This window comes from Streptomyces sp. SAJ15, from assembly GCF_007595705.1.
GTDB lineage: Bacteria > Actinomycetota > Actinomycetes > Streptomycetales > Streptomycetaceae > Streptomyces.
This window is the reverse complement of record NZ_NISY01000014.1, coordinates 1-20,780: the sequence shown is the minus strand read 5'-3', so window position 1 is coordinate 20,780 and position 20,780 is coordinate 1. Positions and strand designations below refer to the sequence as shown.

Sequence of the window (20,780 nt, the reverse complement as noted above, 5' to 3'; positions counted from 1 at the left end):
GAAACGTATCACACCGAACGGTCCAAAACTCGGGGGCGGCGGGGCTCGGCATCCGACAGCCGATGACCGAGGGCTGGTGGTGGCTGGTGACCGGTGGTCGGCGGCCGATGGCCGGCTCGCGTCGGTGACGCGCTCCGGTCCGTCAGTCGTCGGAGAGGGCCGGCAGCGCGGCGCGCAGGGCGAGCGCCTTGGCCAGCCCGTCGGCGACCATCGGGTTGGCACGGGCGCCCTCGCCCAGGCTCTCGTAACGCGCCATCGCCTCGGCGGCGGCGGCACGCGCCGGACCGGGTCGGTCGAGGGCGGCCAGATGGTCACCGAGCTCGACCAGCGCCGCGGCCAGGTCGGCGGCGAAGGCATCGGGGCGCTCGGCGGTCAGCCGGCGGCGCAGCGCCACCGCCTCCGCGAGCGCGTCCAGGGCCTCCGTCGGCCGGCCCGCCGCCCTGACCGCCGCGCCATGGCCGGTGAGCGCGGCCGCGAGCAGCGCCGCGTAGGCGTCCGGGTGCGTGTCGGTGAGGCTCCGGTAGGCGGCCACCGCCTCGGCGCCGGCCGTCACCGCCTCCTCGGCCCGGTCCAGCGCCAGCAGCGCGTTGCCCTCGTTGGACAGTGCGGAGGCCAGGTACGGCGCGTAGCTCAGCGGGTCCTCCTCGGCGAGGCGCCGGCGGAGCACGACGGCTTCGTGCGCGGCGGCATGGGCCTCGACCGGCCGCTCGTCCGCCAGCAGGTCCACGGAGAGGTTGTTCAGCGCGGTGGCCAGGTCCGGTGTGAAGACGTCGGGCCGGGCGGCGGCCAGCCGGCGTCGGATCTCGACGGACTCGACGCTGGCCGCCAGCGACTCCCGCACCCGGCCCAGGCTCCACAGCGGGCTGCCGAGGTTGCTCAACGCGGTGGCGAGGTGGTGTTCGAACGCCTCGGGGCGCGTCTCGGACAGCCTCCGGTACGCCTCGACCGAGCCGGCCATCACCGTCAACGCCTCGTCGAGCCGGCCCAGTTCCAGCAGCGGGATCCCGTGGTTGGTGAGGGCGGCCGCCAGGTCGGGGAGGTACTCGTCCGGGCGGGCGGCGGCCAGCCTTCGGTAGATCGCCGACGCCTCGCCGGTGACCGCCAACGCCTCTTCGTACCGGCCCAGCCGGGTGAGCCACAGGCCGGAGTTGTCCAGCGCGGCGGCGAGGTCGGGCACCAGGGGATCGTCCTCCGCGGAGGGGGCCGCCGCACCGGTGCCCGTGCCCGAGACCGCGCCCGTCTCCGCATCCGTCTCCGGGCCCGAGTCCGTCTCCGGGCCCGCGTCCGTCTCTGGGCCCGTTTCCGCGTCCGTTTCCGCGTCCGTCTCCGATCTCGCCGCCGTTCCGCCGTTCGGTCGCGCCGCGACCATGGCGCGGTAGAGCGCGACGGCCTCCTCACAGGCCGTCAGCGCCCGCTCGTGGTGGCCGAGGGCCGCCAGCGTCGTGCCGAGGGTGTTGAGGGCGTGCGCCAGGTCGGCCGCGTGTCCGTCGGCGCCGGTGGGCCCCGGGGGCGGGGTCGGGGTCGGGCGGAGCGGGCCAGCCCGGGCCGAGGGGTCGGCGGCGGCCGGCGGCGAGGTTGACAGACCGGTCGCGGCGAGCAGGCGGTAGGCGACCACGGCCTCCTCCGCCGCGCTCCGGGCCTCCTCGCGGTGGCCGAGGTCGGAGAGGGCGTAGCAGAGGTTCGCGAGGGCGTGCGCCAGGTCGGGGTCCGGCTCGTCGGGGCGGTCCGCGGCGGCCCGGCGGTAGTGGTCGACGGCCCGTCGGGTCTCGGTGAGTGCCTCCTCCCGACGTCCGGTGGCGTTCAGTCGCCAGCCCAGGTCCGTGTGGAGCCGGGCGCGCGTGGCGGGGTCCTCGGCGGCTTCGAGTCGGTGCGCGGTGAGCCTGCCCACGACGGCGAGCCCCGCCGCGTCGAGGTCGACGTGCCGGCGCCCCGGCAGGTGCGGCTCGATCGACTCGAGCAGTCCGAACTCGATGTCCGGCCCGCTCGCCAGGGTGGTCAGGGCGTCCCCGCCGGCCTCCACCGCGAGCCGCGGATCGCGGCGCAACAGGGGGTAGAGGTGGCCGCGGCCCACGTGCGGCCAGCGGGCGGCGGCCGCCGCCAGTGCCGAGACCGTGCGGGGCAGCCAGTTCGGGGCGGTCCCGTCCGGCGTCCGGGCCAACAGCGCCACCGTGGTCTCGGCGGCCCAGTCCCGAGCCGGGTACTCGGCGCCGTGTCCGGGCAGCGTCAGTGCCAGGAAGTCCTCGGCGAGTCGATCGGGGTAGAGCGGTTCGAAGACGACTCCGGAGGCGGTCGGCGGATAGCAGACGGCGTGGTCGGCCAGGACCTGCTCCACGTCCTGCCCGGGCAGCAGCCGCCGGGTCAGCTCCGCTCCCGCGGCCCGGGGCAGGGCGCCCGTGAGAGCGGCGACGAAGACGGTCCGGTTCATGACCTCGGGCGGCGTACGGTACGGCCGTGGGGCCGGTTCACCCCCGGAGCGGCCGGAACGACCGCCGTCGTCGGCGGGGTCGGGGAGCAGATGCCGCTCGTCCCCCGGCAGGGTCGCCCAGTGCAGGTGTTCCCGGTCGAGGAGGTAGAGCGTCAGCCCGGCGACGTCGGTGGGCGGACGGCGTCCGCGGTGCCGGGCGTCCACCGCCACCAGGGCGGCCATGAGCACCGCGAGGGTGAGCCCGAGGTCGGGGTGGTGGAGCGGTCCGGGCGGCTCGATCGCGGACGGCTCGGGGACGCCGTACAGGGCGGCGAAGCCGTCGCGGGCGGCGGTGAACAGCTCGGCGCGCGCCCCGTCGGCGTCCGGCACCGGCTCCAGCCGCCGGGAGGAGGCGCCCGCGTAGAGGGGCTCCAACGCGGCGCGCAGCGCCGGCCACATGGTGTCGGTGCGGGCCAGCAGCAGCACGCGCGCGGGGGTCGTCGCGCGGTGCAGCAGTGCGTTGCTGAGCAGCCAGGTCAGGTGGGACGGCGGCCAGCGGTCCGCGTAGTCGACGATCAGCAGAACGCCGGCCGCGTCGTCCGCGCGGAGGTCCTGGCTCCCCGGCGGCGGGTGGATCGGCCCCATCCCCTGCACCGCGAACGCCACCAGCCAGCCCTCCGCGGCGGCCGCGGCGGCCGTCTCGTGGGCCAGCCGCGTCTTGCCCTGGCCTCCGGGCCCGTAGAGCCACCGGACGGCCAGCCGAGGCCCGGTCTCCCGCCACGCGCGCAGGTCGTCGAGCTCCTCCGCGCGCCCGGTGAACGGCACCACGGCGTTACGGGCGTTGAGCATCCGGCTGGGTAACTCCCGTAGCCACGGCGTCGGCGCCCGCCCGGCCGGGTCCCAGGCCAGGAGCAGGTAGACCGGTACGCCGTCGCCGAAGACATGCAGGTCGGCGCCGACGACGCCATAGCCGAAGCCGGCCTGGACCTCGACGTGCTGCGCCGCCGGCGACTCGCTCGCCGCGTGCTCCTCGTGTCCCCCGTGTCCCGCGTGCCCTGCGTGTCCCGCGTGCCCCGCGTGCTCTTCGTCCATGCGGCTCACGGCCCCAGGTGGGGGAAGGCCAGCCGTGCCGCGAGCTCGACCGCGACGTCCGACGCCAGGGGGCCGGTCAGCTCATGGAAGGGCAGGGAGTCCCGCGGCGGCACGCGGAAGGGCGCCCTTCCGGGGCGCAGGACGTCGAGGGCCGGTGCCACCCGCCCTGGAGCCGGCAGGTCGACGTCGCAGAGGGTGCGCACCGCCCGACCGACCTGGTCGGCGAGCACCTGCACGTCGGGGGTGTCGGGGAGGTGCAGCGGCAGCCAGACGGAGCGCTGCCCGCTGTAGCACACGGCGACACCCACGAGGGGGCGATCGATGCCGTGCGACTCCACCCAGACGGCCGCGTCGGAGAAGCGCACGCTCAGGCTGTGGGCGGGGATCGCGAGTGCTCCGCGGCAGAATCAGTGGAGTTGGTTCATCAGGGTTCCCCGGGCGCGTGGGTCGAACCGCTGGGCCTCGTCGACGGGCACCAGGTGGAGCCCGAGCACCGGGCCCTCCTCTTCGATCTCCGGTTCGGTCAGGCCCGGTTGCCAGAGGGGGTGGACCGGGTCGGCCAGTGGCGCCCAGGCGGGGCCGAGGCTCCAGGTGCGCCGCGGCGGCGCGGGCACCGGGACCCCCTGGTGCAGATGCATGTCGCCCTTGAGGACGCCGAACGCCGCGCCACCCTGCGCGATCACGTGCTGGGTGTCGGAGGCGGGGGGCGGGGCCGGTGGCGTGGGAGCCGCGACCCGGGCCGCCGGGGCGGCCGGGGCCGCCGCCGCGTTCACCGCGTCCGCCTCGGCCTCCGTGTCCCTCTCGGCGCCCTCCGCTCCTTCCGGTCGTGGCCCGGTCAGCCGCGTCACCAGCGCGACCGCGAAGGCCGCCGCGTGCGCGGCGGCGACGGGCTGCCAGGTGGCGTCCTCCGTCGGGCGCTTGAGCCCGTCGGCCTTGTCGCTGATCCCGCGGACGGTGAGGACGGGCAGGGAGCGGTTGAGATGCCCGGCGTGGGAGACCCCGGCGCTCTCCATCTCGATCGCCGCGGCGTCGTTGTAGGTGCGGCGTAACTGCTCGGCGAGCGGCGTGTTGCGGGAGTTCAGGACCACGTCGCCGGCGGCGATGGGTTTGAAGTGCACCTGGGGCGGCGGCCGTCGGCCGGGTGGGAGGCGGTCGGTCCAGGCTCCGGTACGGGCGAGGTGACGGGCGAGCTGGTCGAGTTCGTGCGGGGCCTCCCAGGCCCGGGGACGCGCGTGGAAGCCGTCGTCCTCGTCCTTGCCGCCGTGGTAGGCGTAGATCTTGGTGGCGACCACGACGTCGCCCAGCTCGATGTCGTTCTTCAACCCTCCCGCGACGCCGCTGAACAGCAGCGCCCGCGGCCGGAAGGTGGCGATCGCGCGCTCGGTCAGCACCGCGGCGCCGGGGCCGCCCTCTCCGGTCACCGCGAGGGCGATGTCGACGCCCGCCCCGCCGTCGGCCGCGGCCAACCGCCCGACCTCGAACAGGGTGCCCGCGGGGTGGGACCGCGTGCGCAGCCCGGTCAGATGGGCGCGAACGGCCTGGTACTCCAAGTCGAGGGCGGTCAGCACCACCACGGTGGCGGGGGCGTCAGTGCTCACGGAGGTTCCTCACTGTCGGCCGTCCGAGACTACTCCGAACGGGTGGCCTGGATCACATCGACGGCTTTTCCTCCTCCGGTTCCTCCGCTCCGGCCTTGTTCTGTTGCTCCGCTCCGGCCTTGCTCTGTTCCTCTGTTGCGGGCCTTCCTCCGTTGCGGGCCTTCCTCCGTTCCTCGGTTCCTCCGTTCCTCCGTTCCCTGGGGCGATATTCACGTGCCGCGCCCGGGCGTGCGCGCATAGCCTCGGGCCCATGGCCCATCCTTCTCCGCGCCCGATCGTCCCCGAAGACTTCGCCGTGCCGCGGGAGCTGACGACCCGTGACTTCCGGCTCGAGCCCCTGGGGCCGCGGCACAACGAGGCCGACCACGCCGCGTGGACCTCCGGCATCGAGCACATCCGGACCACACCCGGCTTCGAGGGCCGCGGCTGGCCGCCCCCGGACGGGATGTCGGAGGCGGACAACCTCCGTGACCTGGAGCGGCACGCGGACGACTTCGCCCGGCGGTCCGGCTTCACCTACACCGTCCTGGAGACCACGCCCGAGGGTGGCGAGGACGTGGTCGGGTGTGTGTACATCTACCCGTCGCGCTCCGATCCCGGACACATCGAGGTGCGGTCCTGGGTCCGGGCCGACCGGGCCGCGCTGGACCGGCCCCTGTACGAGGCCGTGCGCGACTGGTTGGCATCGCGGTGGCCGTTCCCGGAGGTCCGGTACCCCGGTCGTTGACTCGCGCCCGTACGCCACTCGCGCACATCGGGCGTGGGGCTCCTCACGGCAGGCGACGCTAGAGCAGGCCCAGTTCGCGGGCCGTACGGACCGCGTCGCCACGCCGCCGCACGCCCAGCTTCCGGTAGATGCTCTTCAGGTGGGTCTTCACCGTGTTCACCGACACCCGCAGCTCGGTCGCGATCTCGTCGGTGGAGAGCATCTGGGCCGCCTGCCGCAGGACGTCCCGCTCGCGGCGGCTGAGCGACTCCACGACCACCGGCTGACCGCCCTCCTCCGGGATGGTCGCGCCTCCGTCCGGGGTCGCCAGCCAGCGGTGGGCGCGGGCGAGTTCGGGCTCGGCGCGCAGCAGCTCCGACAGCCAGCCGTCCGCCTCCCGGAACGGCCGGCGGAGCCGCTCGGGCCGGGCCAGCTCCATGGCGCTGGACAGCAGCCGACGCGCGCTCCTTCCGTCCCCGGACCGGGCCGCGACCTGCGCGCGCAGCAGCAGGATGCGGGTGCGGGTGGCCGCGGGCGTGCTGACCGCGCACGGCAGCGCCGCCAGGACGTCCGCCGCCTGCCGCTCTCGGTCCGCCGCCAGCAGGGCTCGGGCCAGGGCCAGTTCGTGGTCCGTACGGTGCGAGGCGACCGTCGCCAGGGTGGTCAGCGCCGCCGAGGCGTCGCCGTGCGCCAGATGGGCCGCGGCCTCCGCGGTGGCCAGCGCGTCCGCCTCCCACCCGGAGACCCGGCCCTCCGACAGCGGGCGCGGACCGGACCGCCGAAGGTGGGCGGATGACGGCCCGTGGGCCCGTGCCGGCCCATTGCCGGGTTCCGACCTGTGGCCCGGTGACGTCGCATGGCGGGGTGGGGAACCGTGGGCAGATGACGATCCATGGGCAGGCGGCCACCCGTGGCCGGACTCCCGTACCCGGTCGGGCGCCGATTCCCCTTCGGTCGCCGGTCCCCTGTCGGACACCGGTCCCTTGTCGGGTGACGGTTCCGTGGCGGGTGACGGCCGACGGCTCGGGACCGGTCCCTCACCGCGTGCCTGCCGGTAGTCGGGTGTCGATCCCCGGCCCGACGCCGACCCGTAGCCGGGTACCGACCCGCAGCCGGGTACCGACCCGTACCCGAGGGCGTGGCGCGCCACGGCCGCTCGCGCGTCGCGCAGCGTCTTCAGTGCGCCTTCCCACGCGCCCTCGGCCACCGCGAGCCGGGCGGCGACGACGGCGGCCGTGACGGCCGCCACGGGGTCGTGGCGCAGCCCGGGCCGCGTGACGGCACAGGCCAGGTGGGTGCGGGCGGCGGGCAGGTCGTCGTGTTCCGTGGCGGCCGCGCACAGGACCAACTCACCCAGGCCGGCACGGCCACTGGGCGGAACGCCCGAGCGGTCCGCGGCGGCCAGGGACTGGCGCGCGTGCGCCTCCGCGCGTCGTATCCGGCCACTGAGCAGCTCGGCCATGGCCAGCCGCTCCAGACACTCGGGGCGCGGGGCCTCCGCCCGCAACGCCTCGCACGCCGCCACCGCCTCGGCGAGCGTGGCCTGTGCCTCGTCCAGACGCCCGGCGCGCAGCTGCGCGTACCCCAGCCCGGAGCGCAGCATCGCGGGGAGTTCGGGGTGTTCCTCCACCAGTCTCGGCGGCAGTCGCCGTAGAGACCGCAGGGCGTGGTCCGCCGCGTGCCCGATCGGGTCGGGACCCGCCCCGGCGCCCCGGGCCTCCGCGAGGGGCCCGCCGCCGACGGCGTTCCCACTGCGGCGCCCGCCGTCCGTTCCGACGGCCGATTCCGCCGCCAGCTCCGGTGCCACCGCTACGGCCGATCCCACCGCCCGTGCTGTTTCCTCCCCTACGGCGGTTTCCGCCGCCGGGTCCGGTTCCACCTCGGCGGCCGGTTCCGGCGCCACAGCCGGTTCCATCTCGGCGGCCGATTCCACTGCGACGCCCGGCTCCGGAGCGTCGACCGGTTCCGGAGCGTCGACCGGTTCCGGAGCGTCGACCGGTTCCGGAGCGTCGACCGGAGCGGCCGCCGGGCGGGGCGTCCCGCGCGGGCGGTGGTCCCCGCCGGCTGCCGCCACGTCGCCCGCGCCGGCGCTCCGCGCGCGGTCCGCCCGGCCCGTGCCGTTGAGCGGGGCCGCACCGGCGGCGCCGGTCCCCGCGCCGCCGTCGGCGGCCGAGCCGGCCAGGCCGCCTCCCGGGGCCCTGCCGTCCGCATGCCGGGCCGCCGCCCCCGTGCCCTCCGTGACGCCGAAGCCGAGACCAGCGTCCACGGCGTCCGCCACCCCGGGCATCGATCCGGATCGGCCGGCCGGGTCGCCCGCACAGCCAGCGCCGTCGAGCGCGTCGTCTCCGGCACCCACAGCGTCAGCCATGTCGGTCGAAGTCGCCGGGCGGGTCGCGACATCCACCGTGCCGCCACCACCCGCGACCACCACCGCACCACGGCCGGCCGAGCCCCCGACGTGGCCACCCGAAACCACACCTCCGGCCGCGGCGCCGTCGACCTCCGTCGCCGCGCCCCGGACTTCCCCGCCCCTCACCCCCACTCGCTCCGCCGTGCCCGCGGCGCCGCGTTCGCCGCTCGCGGTCTCGGCCTCCGCCGTCGCCGTCGTCGTCGGAACGGCCGGGAAGGCGAGGCCGGCAGCGCGCAGGCAGGCCACCACGTCCGCGCCCGGCACCGGGTCGCACCCGGGAGACCCGGGCTCCGGCCCCGGGACGCTCGATACGGCCAGGGCGTCGACGTTCGCCGTCCCGTCCGCTCCGTCCCCGCCGTTCACCACGGTCGTCCGGGGCAGCCGGGATGGGCGGGGGGCTGGGGCGGCGGCACCGTCCGGGGTGGTGGCCCGCGGGGCGTCGTCGCCCCAACCGGTCAGACCACCGGCCAGCGTCTTCAGGAAGTCGTGGGTGAAGGCCGACGCCGGGTCGGGCAGGGGGTCGGGGCAGCGGGCGAGAGCGGCGTGGCAGCCGGCGGCGTCGTGCTGGGCGAGCCGGCGGGCGGCGGTGACGAGGGCGGGGGCGGCGCCGGGGAGGCCGTCGGGCATGGCGTCGAACACGGCGCTGAACCGTTCCGCTTCCGGGCCGGTCAGCAGCCGCCCGATCGACAGGCCGCCGACGAGCTCTCCCGCGGCGAAGTCCCAGTCACCGGCCGCGGCCGCCTGGGCGACGGCGTCGTCGCGCCGGCCTGCGGCGGCGAGCCAGCGGGCGGCGCGGCGGCGCAGCTCGACCTCCAGGCCGCGGTGGCCCGAGCGCAGCCGGGCCCTGAGCACCTCGGCGAGGACCGGGTTGAGCCGGTACCAGGGCAGCGAGTCGATCCGTTCGACGAAGGCGTTGTCACGGTGCAGTCGGGCCAGGACGCGGGCGGCGTCGTCGCGCCCGGTGAGCGCGTCGGCGAGGTCGGGGTGGACGCGCTCGACGACGCTGACGCGCAGCAGCAGATCGCGGGTGGCGGCGGGCTGTACCCGTACCACCTCGGCGAGCAGGTAGTCGGCGATCGCGGTGCTTTCGGCGGCGAAGTCGCGGACGAACGCGGCCGGTTCGGGCGCGTGTCGCATCGCCAGGGCGCACAGTCGGAGCCCGGCCGCCCAGCCGTCGGTGCGTGCGTTGAGGGCGCGGGCCTCGGCCGCTGCGACCTCGAGTCCGTGTCCGCGCAGCAGTTCCCGTGTCTCGTCCTCGCCGAACCTGAGATCGGCCGTGCGGAGCTCGGTGATGTCGCCGGCCGCGCGGTAGCGGTGCAGGGGCAGCGGCGGGTCGCTCCTGCCGGTCACGACCAGGCGGAGCCGCGGGGCGGCGTGCCGGAGGAGGAAGTGCAGGGCGTCGGCGGTCGGTGGTGCGGCGGTCGCGTCGAACTCGTCCAGGATGAGCACGAGCGGGTCGGGGCAGGCGGCGAGCTGCGCCGCGAGGCGCGCCAGCAGGGGCCGGCCGGGCACGCCGGTGCGGGGCGCGACGAGGTCGGTGGGCAGGGGCACGCCCTGGCGGCGCAGCGCCCGCAGCAGATAGGCCCAGAAGGCGCCCGGCGGCTCGCCGGCGTCCACCGTCAGCCAGCCGACCCGCAGGCCGGCGTGGGCCTGCCCGGCCCAGTCCGCGGCCAGCACGGTCTTCCCCGACCCGGGCGGGCCCGTGATGAGGGTCAGCGGCCCCTGTGCCCCGGCACAGAGGCGGGCGCACAGCGCCTGCCTCCGTACGAAGACCCGCGGCGGCGGTGGGATCGTCAGCCGTGCGACGAGCAGCGGGCCGGGGCCGGTGCCGGGCACCGTCCCCGCCCGCTCGGGTCGCGGGGTCGCGGGAGCTGCTGTGCGCATGGCTGTCACCTGGGTTTCACGGCAGGGCGAGGGGGCCGCCCGCGCGCTTCGCCCGGAACCTCCACTCAACCGCCGATCACCGAAGATCACCACCCGGGCCGGCCGCCGCCGGGGCGTGCGCCGGGCCGGAACGACGGCCGGAGCCGGGGCACGGCCGCGGGGTCGCCCGGGGTATGGCCGCGGGGTCGCCGGGGCCCGGCCGCGGTCACGACGCCGAGGCATGGCCGCAGGGGTCGCCGAGGCGTGGCCGCGGCCACGACGGCCGACCGCACGGGGCGTGGCCGCGGCCACGACGGCCGACCGCACGGGGCGTGGCCGCGGCCACGACGGCCGACCGCACGGGGCGTGGCCGCGGTCGCGACGGCCGACCGCGCGGGGCGCGGGCAGGCGAAGCCGACGCCCCCTCATATGCCGTGAGCAAGCGCAGAGTTCATCAACCCTAGTCCATTACCGGCGGGTGAACCCGCTCCGCTGGTGGTCCGGGCGCGGTCTCCGCCACCCTGGTCGGACGGCGTGGTCAGGTCCATCGACGTGCCCGCCCAGGGCGCGGGGCGGAAAGGCGGGTGACGCGGCGGCGTGCGGCGGCGGTCTGGAGAGCGGTCTCGGGAGCAGTCTGGAGAACGGCCTGGAGGACGGTCCGGGGATGGGTCCGGGGGGCGGGCCGGGGAGGGGGCCGGCGGACGGATGAGGCGGCTGTTCGCGCGGCCGCGGGCGACCGGCCCGGTGGTCTCCGAGAGCGAGCGGGCGCTCTTCGGCGGGGCGCTCCGGTACGACCTGGGCTTCACCGGGCATGACTACGCCACCCTCGACACGACCCTGCCGTCGGCGATGCGTGCGCTGCCCCGGCTGGTGGCCTGCACGGTGCGGCTGGCGTGGGAGACGGACCGCCGGGCGCTGCTGACCGTGGGGGCGTGCCAGCTCGGCCAGGGCGTCAGCCAGGCCCTCCGGCTGCTGGCGGTCAACGCGGCCCTGGGCGCGCTGCTGGCGGGCGGCGATCCGGAGCACCGGCTCCAGGCGGCGCTGCCGGCGCTGGTCGCGGTGGCCCTGATCTCGGCCGTCGGCGCCGTGCTCGGTTCGGCGTCGACCGCGGCGGCCGGTCGGCTGGAGCCGAAGATCGACCGGCTGGCCACCGAGCGCTATCTGCACGCGGCCGTCCATGTGGAGCTGGAGGCGGCCGAGGACGGCGAGTTCCGGCGACTGATCGACGCGGCCCAGGCCGGTGCCGGCGCCGCCCGGCATATGCTCGGCGCCTGTGTGAGCACCGTGCACGGGCTGCTCACCATGGTCGCCACCGCCGGGGTGCTGACGGTGCTCCACCCGCTGCTGCTGCCCATGCTCGTGCTCATCGCCGCGCCGCGCGGCTGGGGCGCCATGCGGGTGGCCCAGCGCCGCTACGCGTCGGTGATGAACTGGCTGGAGCACGTCCGGGCGGGACGGCTGATCGGCAGCATGCTCACCTCTCGGCAGGCGGCCTGCGAGGTGCGGGTGCACGGAGTGGGCGGCTTCCTGCTGGGCCACTACCGGGTCATGGCGGAGACCGCAGAGGACGAGCAGACCCGGCTGGCCCGTGAGAAGGCCCTCACCGAGCTGTTGGCCGCGGCGCTGTCCGGGCTCGCCACGCTGGTCACCTACGCGGCGTTGGCCGCGCTGATCGTCGCCGGGCATGTGGAGATCGCCGCGGCCGGCACCGCGGTGCTGGCCATCCGCTCCGGCTCCGCGACCCTGGGCGCGCTGGTGATGAGCCTGAACCGGCTGCACGAGGAGGGGCTGTACGTCCACGACCTGGATCGGTTCCTGCGCGAGGCGGCCGTCCGCGCCATCCCCGACGGCGGCGCGGACCTGCCGGCCGTCCCGGAGGAGATCGTCTTCGAGAACGTCAGCTTCACCTACCCGGGCCGGGACGTCCCGGCGTTGCGCGAGGTGTCGCTGACCATCCGCACCGGCACGGTCACCGCCCTGGTGGGGGAGAACGGCGGCGGCAAGAGCACGCTGGTCAAACTGTTGGCCGGGCTCCATCTGCCGCAGTCGGGCCGGATCCTGTGGGACGGCCTGGACCTGACCACCGCCGACCGGCAGCAGGTGTTCGCCCGCACCGGCATCCTCACCCAGGACTTCCAGCGCTGGCCCTTCACCGCGGGCACCAACATCCGCATCGGGCGGCCGGAGCGCGCCCCCGAGGAGGGGGACGCGGAGGGCTCGCTGGAGTCCGTGGCCGCGTTCTCCGGGGCGGACGCGGTCATCGCGCAGCTGCCGCGCGGGCTGGACACGCTGCTCGCCCGGCAGATGCGCGGCGGGGTGGAGCTGTCCGGCGGACAGTGGCAGAAGCTCGGGCTGAGCCGCTCGGTCTACCGCGGCGCCCCGCTGATCGTGGTGGACGAGCCGACCTCCGCGCTGGATCCGGAGGCGGAGATCACCTGCTTCGAGAAGATCCGGTCACTGGCGGGCCCCGACCGCGCGGTGGTGCTGGTCACCCATCGGATGGCCGCCGTCCAGCACGCCGACGTCATCCATGTGCTGCACGGCGGGCGGCTGGTGGAACAGGGCTCCCACAGCGAACTGCTCGCCCGCGCGGGCCGCTACGCCTCGATGTTCCGCCGACAGGCCAGCCAGTACGGTGCCGCCCCCGCGACCCCGCCCCGGCCCGGTGACGGCAGCGGGCCGAGCGGCGGCGGCCCCCGGTCCGGAGGCGAACCCGGTGGCGACCATGGCACGGGCGACGACTCGGGCGCCGCGACGGTCGGCCCACCGTGACACCACGCCGCGGGGGCGGCGGCGCGCCCGGCCGTAGCGCTCCGCCCGGTCCGGGACACCGCCCGGCCGTACGAGCTTCGCCCGGCCGTACGAGCTCCGCGTGGGTCGTAGCGCTCCCCGGTCGCACGAGCTCCGCCCCCGGTCGTAGAGGCTCCGCCCGGTCGTACGGGTTCCGGTCAGCCGAGTCGCTGGGTGCGGCACGCCACGAGCTCGCCCGCCGCGAAGCCGCACACGCGGGCCGACCGTGCGCCCACGGCGCCGGGGACGGTGAGGTCGACATGCCCGTCGACGACGTCGGCCGAGGCCCGTGGCCGCTGGTCGAGGTAGAGGTCCACGCGGTCCAGGTGGTCGGTGCGCAGCTGGATCCGCAGGGCGCCGTCGGCCTGGGAGACCTCGTCGATGTCCAGCCGGTACGCCGTCCGGGTCCGCAGCAGGGCGGCCGCGTGGTCGAGCAGGTCGGCGTTGTCCTCCAGCAGGTCCCGACGGGTCATGTGATGGCGCTCGTCGGGGATCACGCCGAGGTCCTCCACCGGGGTGCCGGCGAGAGCGCCGACGCGCAGGGTGCGGCGCATCGAGACCCGCATGCCGGCGCCCTTGGGCAGCGGCACGTAGGGCGGCTCCCCGTTCATCAGCATCAGCAGGGTCTCGTGGGTCCAGACGTTGGCGCCACCGGCTCCGGTGTTGTCGTCCGTCCCCAGCACCGGGCCGATCCCGTGGTCCTGGAAGCCCGCGGCGAAGATGTCGGTCGCGGAGTAGCAGCGCGCGTTGGTGATGAGCACCACGGGGCCGAAGTACTGCTGGCCGAGGGCGTTTGCGGAGCTCTCGGGGGTGATCGGGAAGGCGCTGGAGAAGGGCGTGCCGATCTCGACGGCCTGTTCCATCGACGGCACCCACGGACCGAGGTTGATGCCTTCGCTGCTCTGGTTCATGCGGCAGATCCGCAGGTTGAGCGGGGTGTTGATGAACTGCACGGGCTCGGGGGTGATCCGGCGTGGGGTCAGCGTCTGGAGGAGCTGCTCGGCGGCGAGGACGTTTCCACCGCCGTTGTCGCGGAGGTCGACGATGAGGCCGTCCTGTGGCAGCAGTCCGATCAGCCGGACGAACTCCTTCACGAAGGCGTTGGGGTTGGCGACCATGAAGGTGAAGATGCGGAGGTGGCCGACGGTCCCGCCGGACGAGGTGGGCATCGCGCGGGCCGTGAACACCCGCGGCATGGTGCTCTCCACCTCTCCCGAGCGCAGGTGGGGCAGCGGCTGCCGAGCCCGTGCGGAGTCCTGCTGCGCGATGACATGGGGCGCGAAGAGGAAGATCTTGGCCCGGTTGGTCTCGTCGGACTCCAGGTCCAGCCCCAGGGAGAGCGCGGCGGCGCCCCGATCCCCGACGGCGGCCTGTTCCCCGGCGGCGGCCCGGCCCTCGGCGGCTGCCTCGTCCACGGCCGCGCGCGCCTCCAGGCCCGGGGCCCCGGCCGCGGCGGCCCCGTCGTCGCCGTCGAAGGCCGGGAGGTTGTCCACGACCCGCCAGTTCTCGCGCAGCTCGCGTGGGACGCCGTCGGGGTCCGTATAGCTGACGGTCACCCACTCCTCGAACGGCTGGAGGTGGACGCTGAGCGGCCGGATCGTGAGCGACTGGACGCCCCGGCTGTGCCGGGCGGGGTTGTTGCTGCCCGCGTACCGCGCCGCGTTGAGGCCGACCGCCGCCTCGATGGGGATGCCGCTCCAGTGGGTGATCTCGGCGCCGCGCCGGAAGCCGGGGGCGGTGAAGTTCTTCAGGACGTGGGTCACCAGGTAGCGGGAGCGGCGCCCCCGGCCCTCGCCCTCGCCCTCGCCCTCGCCCTCGCCCTCGCCCTCGACGTACTCCTCGATCTGGAACGGGAGGTAGGCGATCTTGCCCGCGAAGGGGGCCGGCAGGATGTAGTTGGTGTGCAGATCCCGGACCGAGTGGAAGATCTCGGTGAGTTCGGCGTGGAACATCCACTCCTCCCCCATGGTCTCCGGGGTCTGCCGCTCCAGACGTCGGCGCAGCACCCTCAGCCGCTGCACCGGGTTGACCGCGTGCATCGCGATCTTCAGTGGAAGGTGGACGTAGTTCTGCTCGAAGAGGATCAGGGCCTGGTCCACCAGGAGCCGGCGCTCCTCCAGGGTCAGCAGGCCCGCGGCCCTGAGGAACTCGGACAGCGGCACGGAGCCGGCCAGGTGTTGCCGCACCGGCTCCGACGCCTCCGCGATGAACGGGGGTGGGGAGTCGTCGGCCGAGACGACGGAGCCCTGCGTCATGGATGCCTCCCACTGTCCGGACGTGCCGCGCCAGGCTCAGTGTTCGGCCGGATCGCACGGCCGGACAGCGCCCGCGCGACACGTTCACCCGACCGGGCGCCCAGGACCCCCCGTACGCCGGGGGACGGCGGTCACGGGACGTAACGTCGACGCATGGGACTGGGAGTGTTCGTCGCGATCTGCGCCGCCGTGTGCATGGGTGCCGCGACGGTGCTGCAGGCGATGGGCACGCGGATGGCGGTGGCCGACGCCGCGGACGGCCGGGAGGTCTCCGGGGTGGGGACGCTGCTGCGGGCGGTGCGGTGCTGGCCCTTCATCGCCGGTGTGGGCCTGGACATGCTGGGCTTCGCTGGCGAGTTGGTGTCGCTGCGGCTGCTTCCCATCTTCGTCGTCGAGGCGGCGCTCGCCTCGTCGCTGGCGGTCACCGCGGTGGTCGCGGCGTGGCTGCTGCGGGTGCGACTGCGCGGGGCCGAGTGGGTGGCGGTGGCGACGGTCTGCTGCGGGCTGGCGCTGCTGGCCGTCGCGGCCGGGCGGGAGGGCAGCAGCGACGGCGACGAGCTGCTGCGGCTGGCGACGCTGTGCGCCTCGATCGGGCTGGCGGTGGCCGGCGCGGCCGTGCAGCACCTGGTGCGGCGTCACCGGGCCGCGGTGCTGGGCCTCGTCGCGGGGCTGAGCTTCGGTGTGGTCGCCATCAGCGTACGGATGCTGCCGGGTTTCGACGTCGTCGAGCTGCTGACCGCGCCTACGGCGTACGCGGTGGTCATCTCCGGCATCAGCGGCTTCGTCTTCCTGGTCGACGCCTTGCAGTCCGGTTCGGTCACCGCCGCGACGGCGGCGATGGTGATCGGTGAAAGCCTCGGACCTGCGGTGTTCGGGGTGGTCTGGCTGGGCGACTCGACGCGGCAGGGCTGGGCTCCGGTGGCCGTGCTGGGCTTTGTGCTGTCGATCGTCAGCGCCCTGGCGCTGGCCCGCTTCGGCGAGGCCGAACAGCACGCCGAACCCTCCTGAGGGGTGGAACCCGCTGTTCCACGGGGTGGTCGCGTGGAGTGCGCGGCGGCCGCGCCCGGGCGGCCGAGGGGGCCGGGCCGGGCGCGCGGTTCGACTACGACCGGTGCCGTACCCGTGGCCGATTGACGTGGCGCCCGGGGCGCTGTCCAGTGAAGGAGCCACCACGGCGCCCTTCCCGTCCCAGTGGCGACGGACGGAACTCACGGGACAGAACTCGAGGAGGCCATCATGACCTGCACCCGTTGCGGAGCCCCGGTCATCCAAGGACCCAACGGCGGCTGGAGCTGCAACAACTGCGGGGCAACCGGGTGACCGACCATGGCTAGGGGGCGGGACGCTTGGCACGGCTCGGCTGCACACGCCTGGGCTCACCCGGCATCTTCGGGTAGTCGGGCGGATAGGGCAGATCCTCCAGGCCGTGGTCCCGCTCGTCGCGGTCGGCCATCTCCAGCAGCCCTTCCAGCGAGAACGCGTGGTCCTCCATGTCGGCGTGCACGTCGCCCCGTTCGGCGAAGCGCCCCGGCATGGAGGCCAGATGGAAGTCGGCGGGCTCGACGGAGTCGAGCTCGTCCCAGGTCAGCGGGGCGGAGACGGTGGCGCCCGGGCGGGCGCGGAGCGAGTAGGCGGAGGCGATGGTGCGGTCGCGCGCGGTCTGGTTGTAGTCGACGAAGATCCGTTCGCCGCGCTGCTCCTTCCACCAGGCGATGGTGACCCTGCCCTCCATCCGCCGCTCCAGCTCCCGCCCGAGCGCGATCGCCGCGCGGCGTACCCCGGTGAAGGTCCAGCGCGGTTCGAGGGGCACGAAGACGTGCAGGCCCCGGCCGCCGGAGGTCTTGGGCCAGCCGCGGAGCCCCAGACCGTCGAGGATGGCGCGCAGCTCGTGGGCGGCGCGCACGGCGTCGGTGAAGTCGGTGCCCGGCTGCGGGTCCAGGTCGATGCGCAGCTCGTCGGGGTGGTCGGGGCGCTCGCTGCGCACCGGCCAGGGGTGGAAGGTCAGACAGCCCAGGTTGACCGCCCACAGCACGGAGGCGATGCCGGTGGGGCACAGCTCGTCGGCGGTGCGGCCGCTGGGGAAGGAGATGGTGGTGGTGCGCAGCCAGTCCGGGTGCTTCGGGGGCACCCGCTTCTGGAAGAAGGACTCGCCCTCGATCCCGTCGGGAAAGCGCTCCAGCGTGGTCGGCCGGTTGAACACCGCGCGCAGCACGCCGGGGGCGACGGCGAGGTAGTACCGCGCGACGTCGAGCTTGGTGTGGCCCGCTTGCGGGTAGTACACCTTATCCGGGTTGGACAGTCGTACGGCCTGGCCGTCGGCGTCCAGCTCCACCGCCTCGCCCATGCTCGCTACCGTAGGCGCCCGGGTGGGGCCCCGCACATCGGACGCGGCGCCGCGGGGACCGGCGGCGGACACATCGGGCACGGCGCGTCGCCGCGCGGGAGAATCGGGGCATGGACCTCCCGGTCATGCCGCCCGTGAAGCCGATGCTGGCGACGCCCGTCGCCGACATCCCGCCGGGCATGCAGTACGAGGCCAAGTGGGACGGCTTCCGCGCCATCGTGCACCGCGACCACGACGAGATCGTCATCGGCAGCCGTACCGGCAAGCCGCTCACCCGCTACTTTCCCGAGCTGCTGGAGCCGCTGCGCGGGCAGCTCCCGGAGCGGTGCGTGGTGGACGGCGAGATCGTGATCGCGCACGCCGGGCGGCTCGACTTCGACCTGCTCAGCGAGCGGATCCACCCGGCCGACTCCCGGGTCCGGATGCTCGCCGAGCGCACCCCCGCCGACTTCGTCGCCTTCGATCTGCTGGCCCTGGACGACCAGGCGCTGCTGAACGTGGCGCAGTCCGAGCGGCGCGCCACCCTGGAGCGGCTGCTGCGCCGGGCCGCCCCGCCGGTGCACCTGGCGCCCGCCACCACCGACATCGCCGTGGCGCGGGAGTGGTTCGCGCGATATGAGGGGGCCGGGTTGGACGGCGTCATCGCCAAGCCGCTGGACCGGCCCTACCGGCCCGGCGCCCGCGCGATGTACAAGATCAAGCACACCCGGACCGCGGACTGCGTGGTCGCCGGGTACCGCTACCACAAGAGCGGACCGGTGGTCGGCTCGCTGCTGCTGGGGCTGTACGACGACGCCGGGCGGCTCCAGCACGTCGGGGTCTGCGCGGCCTTCCCGATGCGCCAGCGGCATGCGCTCGTCGCCGAGCTGGAGCCGCTGCGGATGGAGTCGCCCGCCGGCCACCCGTGGGCGTCGTGGACGGAGGAGGCCGCCCACGAGGCGGCCCGCCTGCCGGGGGCGCCGAGCCGCTGGACCGGTACGAAGGACCTGGCCTGGGTGCCGCTGCGCTGCGAGCGGGTGTGCGAGGTGGGCTACGACCACATGCAGGGCGACCGGTTCCGGCACACCACACAGTTCCTCCGCTGGCGCCCCGACCGCGAGCCGCGCGGCTGCACCTACGCGCAGTTGGAGGAGCCGGTGCGGTACGACCTGAACGCCATCCTCGGCGGCTCCGCGTGATCGTCGTCGGGACCTCGGGCTGGCAGTACCGGGACTGGCGCGGGGTGCTGTATCCGGAGGGCTGCCCGCAGCGGCTGTGGCTGGAGACGTACGCCGACGCCTTCGCCTCCGTGGAGAGCAACAACGCCTTCTACCGGCTGCCCACCGTCGAGCAGTTCGCCGGCTGGCGGGACCGCACCCCCGAGGGGTTCGTGATGGCGGTCAAGGCCAGCCGGTACCTGACCCACATCAAGCGGCTGCGCGACCCGGAGGAGCCGGTCGAGCGGCTGCTGTCCCACGCCGAGGGGCTCGGCGACCGGCTCGGCCCCGTCCTGCTCCAGCTGCCGCCCACGCTGCGCGCCGACGTCGGGCTGCTCGACACCTGCCTGGACTGCTTCCCGTCCGGCGTCCGAGTCGCCGTGGAGCCGCGTCACGACTCGTGGTGGACCGGGGAGGTGCGCGCGGTCCTGGAGCGGCACGGGGCGGCGCTGTGCTGGGCCGACCAGCGGGGCCGCCCGGCCACGCCGCTGTGGTCCACCACCGACTGGGGCTATCTGCGCTTCCACCACGGCCGCGCCCAGCCCTGGCCGCGCTACGGGCGCCAGTCGTTGACCACCTGGGTGCGCCGGGTGGCCGATGCCTGGCCCGACGGGGCCGACGTGTACGCGTACTTCAACAACGACCCCGGTGGGGCGGCCGTGCTGGACGCCTGCGCGTTCGCACGGATCGCGGACGGGCTGGGCCGGACGGTGACCCGCACCCCGGACCTCTCCTGAACCGGTCGCGGCGGTCGCCCGGAGGGATCCGGGGACGCGGCCAATCGGCGCGGCAGCGCCGTAGCATCGGTGCGCCGAAGGTCGCGGCAGAGAACGCCGGAAGGCGACTTCGGTCGGCGGCCGCGCGCCCGATGGCCGACGCGCCGCACCACCGCACCACGTCAGCCTGGGTCCATGACATCGACACCGATCGGCCGCCGCTCCCTGCTCGCGGGCGGCGCGGCCCTCGCCACCACCGTGTACGCCGGCGGCGACGCGATGGCGCGTACGCCCACTCCGCGTCCCGGCACCCGGGTCGCGGCGGCGCGGCCCGCCGCCCCGCTCACCTACAAGGGCGTCAACTTCGACACCGACCGTGAGGTCTGGCGGACGGAGTACGTGCGCCGGGAGATCAGGGCCGTCAGGGAGCGGCTGCACTGCAACGCGATCCTGCTGCTCGGCTCCGACCTCGACCGGCTGCTGGAGAGCGCGCGGATCGCGGCCGCGCACGGGCTGTTCGTGTGGTTCGAGCCGCGGCAGTTCGACCAGGACGCGGAGCGAACCCTCGCGTTCCTCTCCGCGGTGGCGCGCGCCGCCGAGCGGCTGCGTGTCCGCCACGCCGGTGTCGGCGTCTCGGTCGGCTGCGAACTGAGCATCTTCATGTCCGGGCTGGTGCCCGGCCGGGACTGGCAGGAGCGCGCCGCGGCGCTGGGGCGCCCGGAGTCGGCCGGCTTCCAGGAGCGGCTGAACGCCTTCCTGGGCCGGGCCTCGGCGACCGTGCGGCCGCTGTTCGGAGGGCGGCTCACGTACACCTCCGGGGAGTGGGAGGAGGTCGACTGGGACGGCTTCGACGTGGTGGGGGTGGATCTCTACCGGGACGCGGCGAACCGGGCCGGGTACGCGGCGAAGGTGCGCGACCTGCACCGGCACGGCAAGCCCGTCGTGATCACCGAGTTCGGCTGCTGCACCTTCACCGGGGCACGGGACCAGGGCGGTTCGGGCTTCCTGGCCGTGGACTGGGAGCGGAACCCGCCGGTGGTCAAGGACGGCTATGTGCGCGACGAGCGGGAACAGGCGGCGGAGATAGCGGAGTTGCTGGACCTCTACGAGGCCGAAGGGGTGCACGGGGCGTTCGTCTACAACTTCATCGCCCCCGACTCGCCGTACTCCCCGGACCGCCGGCACGATCTGGACATCGCCAGCTTCGCGCTGGTCAGGACCTTTCCTTCCGGGACGTCGCGCGGGTACGCGGAGACCGGTCAGTGGGAGCCGAAGCAGTCCTTCCACGCGGTGGCCCGGCGCTTCCGGTGAACCGCCGGCTAGCTGTTCTGTCCGGGGAGGTTGTGGACGGGTGACCCAGGTCTCGGTTGAGGGATCTTGAATGGGTGAGGGCCTTCCGGGTTCGG

At 75.0% G+C, this 20,780-nt stretch carries 12 protein-coding genes; 6 read left to right on the top strand and 6 right to left on the bottom strand.

The annotated features are described in order from the left end of the window. Window positions 1-142 precede the first annotated feature (142 nt). From CD790_RS27900 to CD790_RS35350, 3 genes are read right to left on the bottom strand one after another with little or no spacing between them, the layout of a single operon-like run. Complete coding sequence (locus CD790_RS27900) at window positions 143-3,496, bottom strand: tetratricopeptide repeat protein (protein WP_144386146.1); 3,354 nt, start codon at window positions 3,494-3,496, stop codon at window positions 143-145. A gap of 5 nt (window positions 3,497-3,501) precedes the next feature. Then, window positions 3,502-3,861, bottom strand: a complete 360-nt coding sequence (locus CD790_RS27895; protein ID WP_144386145.1) for a hypothetical protein — start codon at window positions 3,859-3,861, stop codon at window positions 3,502-3,504. Between the two features lie 42 nt (window positions 3,862-3,903). Next, on the bottom strand, window positions 3,904-5,094 hold the full coding sequence (locus tag CD790_RS35350; RefSeq protein WP_260867935.1) for a 5'-methylthioadenosine/S-adenosylhomocysteine nucleosidase: 1,191 nt from the start codon (window positions 5,092-5,094) through the stop codon (window positions 3,904-3,906). Window positions 5,095-5,344: 250 nt separating this feature from the next. Between CD790_RS35350 and CD790_RS27885 the strand changes: the two genes are divergently transcribed. Continuing rightward, the gene (locus CD790_RS27885) at window positions 5,345-5,821 is read left to right on the top strand and encodes an N-acetyltransferase (RefSeq protein WP_144386144.1); all 477 of its coding nucleotides are present in this window, start codon (window positions 5,345-5,347) and stop codon (window positions 5,819-5,821) included. A gap of 58 nt (window positions 5,822-5,879) precedes the next feature. Here CD790_RS27885 and CD790_RS27880 read toward each other — a convergent pair whose 3' ends face one another. Beyond that, window positions 5,880-10,094, bottom strand: coding sequence for a LuxR C-terminal-related transcriptional regulator (locus CD790_RS27880; RefSeq protein WP_144386143.1), 4,215 nt, complete (start codon window positions 10,092-10,094; stop codon window positions 5,880-5,882). A gap of 684 nt (window positions 10,095-10,778) precedes the next feature. Between CD790_RS27880 and CD790_RS27875 the strand changes: the two genes are divergently transcribed. Continuing rightward, complete coding sequence (locus tag CD790_RS27875; protein WP_144386142.1) at window positions 10,779-12,845, top strand: ABC transporter ATP-binding protein; 2,067 nt, start codon at window positions 10,779-10,781, stop codon at window positions 12,843-12,845. Window positions 12,846-13,021: 176 nt separating this feature from the next. On the opposite strand, the gene CD790_RS27870 is transcribed toward CD790_RS27875, so the two are convergent. Next, entirely contained in the window at window positions 13,022-15,118 is a 2,097-nt protein-coding gene (locus CD790_RS27870) for a S41 family peptidase (protein WP_260867932.1), read from the bottom strand. Window positions 15,119-15,271: 153 nt separating this feature from the next. Here CD790_RS27870 and CD790_RS27865 point away from each other — a divergent pair, with 153 nt between their 5' ends. Further along, entirely contained in the window at window positions 15,272-16,126 is an 855-nt protein-coding gene (locus CD790_RS27865) for a hypothetical protein (RefSeq protein ID WP_144386141.1), read from the top strand. Between the two features lie 322 nt (window positions 16,127-16,448). On the opposite strand, the gene ligD is transcribed toward CD790_RS27865, so the two are convergent. After that, window positions 16,449-17,462: a non-homologous end-joining DNA ligase gene (gene ligD / locus CD790_RS27860; RefSeq protein WP_144386140.1), complete on the bottom strand. Its 1,014-nt coding sequence runs from the start codon at window positions 17,460-17,462 to the stop codon at window positions 16,449-16,451. 110 nt (window positions 17,463-17,572) lie between these two features. On the opposite strand from ligD, the gene CD790_RS27855 reads away from it, so the two are divergent. The 3 genes from CD790_RS27855 to CD790_RS27845 all read left to right on the top strand — a co-directional run bounded on the left by CD790_RS27855 (window position 17,573) and on the right by CD790_RS27845 (window position 20,685). Beyond that, complete coding sequence (locus CD790_RS27855) at window positions 17,573-18,640, top strand: ATP-dependent DNA ligase (protein WP_144386139.1); 1,068 nt, start codon at window positions 17,573-17,575, stop codon at window positions 18,638-18,640. Continuing rightward, window positions 18,637-19,395 carry a DUF72 domain-containing protein gene (locus CD790_RS27850; protein WP_144386138.1) on the top strand — a complete coding sequence of 253 codons (759 nt, stop codon included), beginning with the start codon at window positions 18,637-18,639 and terminating at the stop codon, window positions 19,393-19,395. Before CD790_RS27855 ends, CD790_RS27850 begins: the two co-directional genes overlap by 4 nt. A 174-nt stretch (window positions 19,396-19,569) precedes the next feature. Then, window positions 19,570-20,685 (top strand): abortive infection protein, encoded by a 1,116-nt coding sequence (locus CD790_RS27845; RefSeq protein ID WP_144386137.1) that lies wholly within the window; start codon window positions 19,570-19,572, stop codon window positions 20,683-20,685. Window positions 20,686-20,780: the final 95 nt, after the last annotated feature.

Bases quoted from the DNA above. Each gene is read 5' to 3' on its own strand.
- CD790_RS27900 (WP_144386146.1), bottom strand. From the start codon at position 3,496: ATGGACGAAGAGCACGCGGGGCACGCGGGACACGCAGGGCACGCGGGA.
- CD790_RS27885 (WP_144386144.1), top strand. From the start codon at position 5,345: ATGGCCCATCCTTCTCCGCGCCCGATCGTCCCCGAAGACTTCGCCGTG.
- CD790_RS27880 (WP_144386143.1), bottom strand. From the start codon at position 10,094: ATGCGCACAGCAGCTCCCGCGACCCCGCGACCCGAGCGGGCGGGGACG.
- CD790_RS27875 (WP_144386142.1), top strand. From the start codon at position 10,779: ATGAGGCGGCTGTTCGCGCGGCCGCGGGCGACCGGCCCGGTGGTCTCC.
- CD790_RS27870 (WP_260867932.1), bottom strand. From the start codon at position 15,118: ATGACGCAGGGCTCCGTCGTCTCGGCCGACGACTCCCCACCCCCGTTC.
- CD790_RS27865 (WP_144386141.1), top strand. From the start codon at position 15,272: ATGGGACTGGGAGTGTTCGTCGCGATCTGCGCCGCCGTGTGCATGGGT.
- ligD (WP_144386140.1), bottom strand. From the start codon at position 17,462: ATGGGCGAGGCGGTGGAGCTGGACGCCGACGGCCAGGCCGTACGACTG.
- CD790_RS27855 (WP_144386139.1), top strand. From the start codon at position 17,573: ATGGACCTCCCGGTCATGCCGCCCGTGAAGCCGATGCTGGCGACGCCC.
- CD790_RS27845 (WP_144386137.1), top strand. From the start codon at position 19,570: ATGACATCGACACCGATCGGCCGCCGCTCCCTGCTCGCGGGCGGCGCG.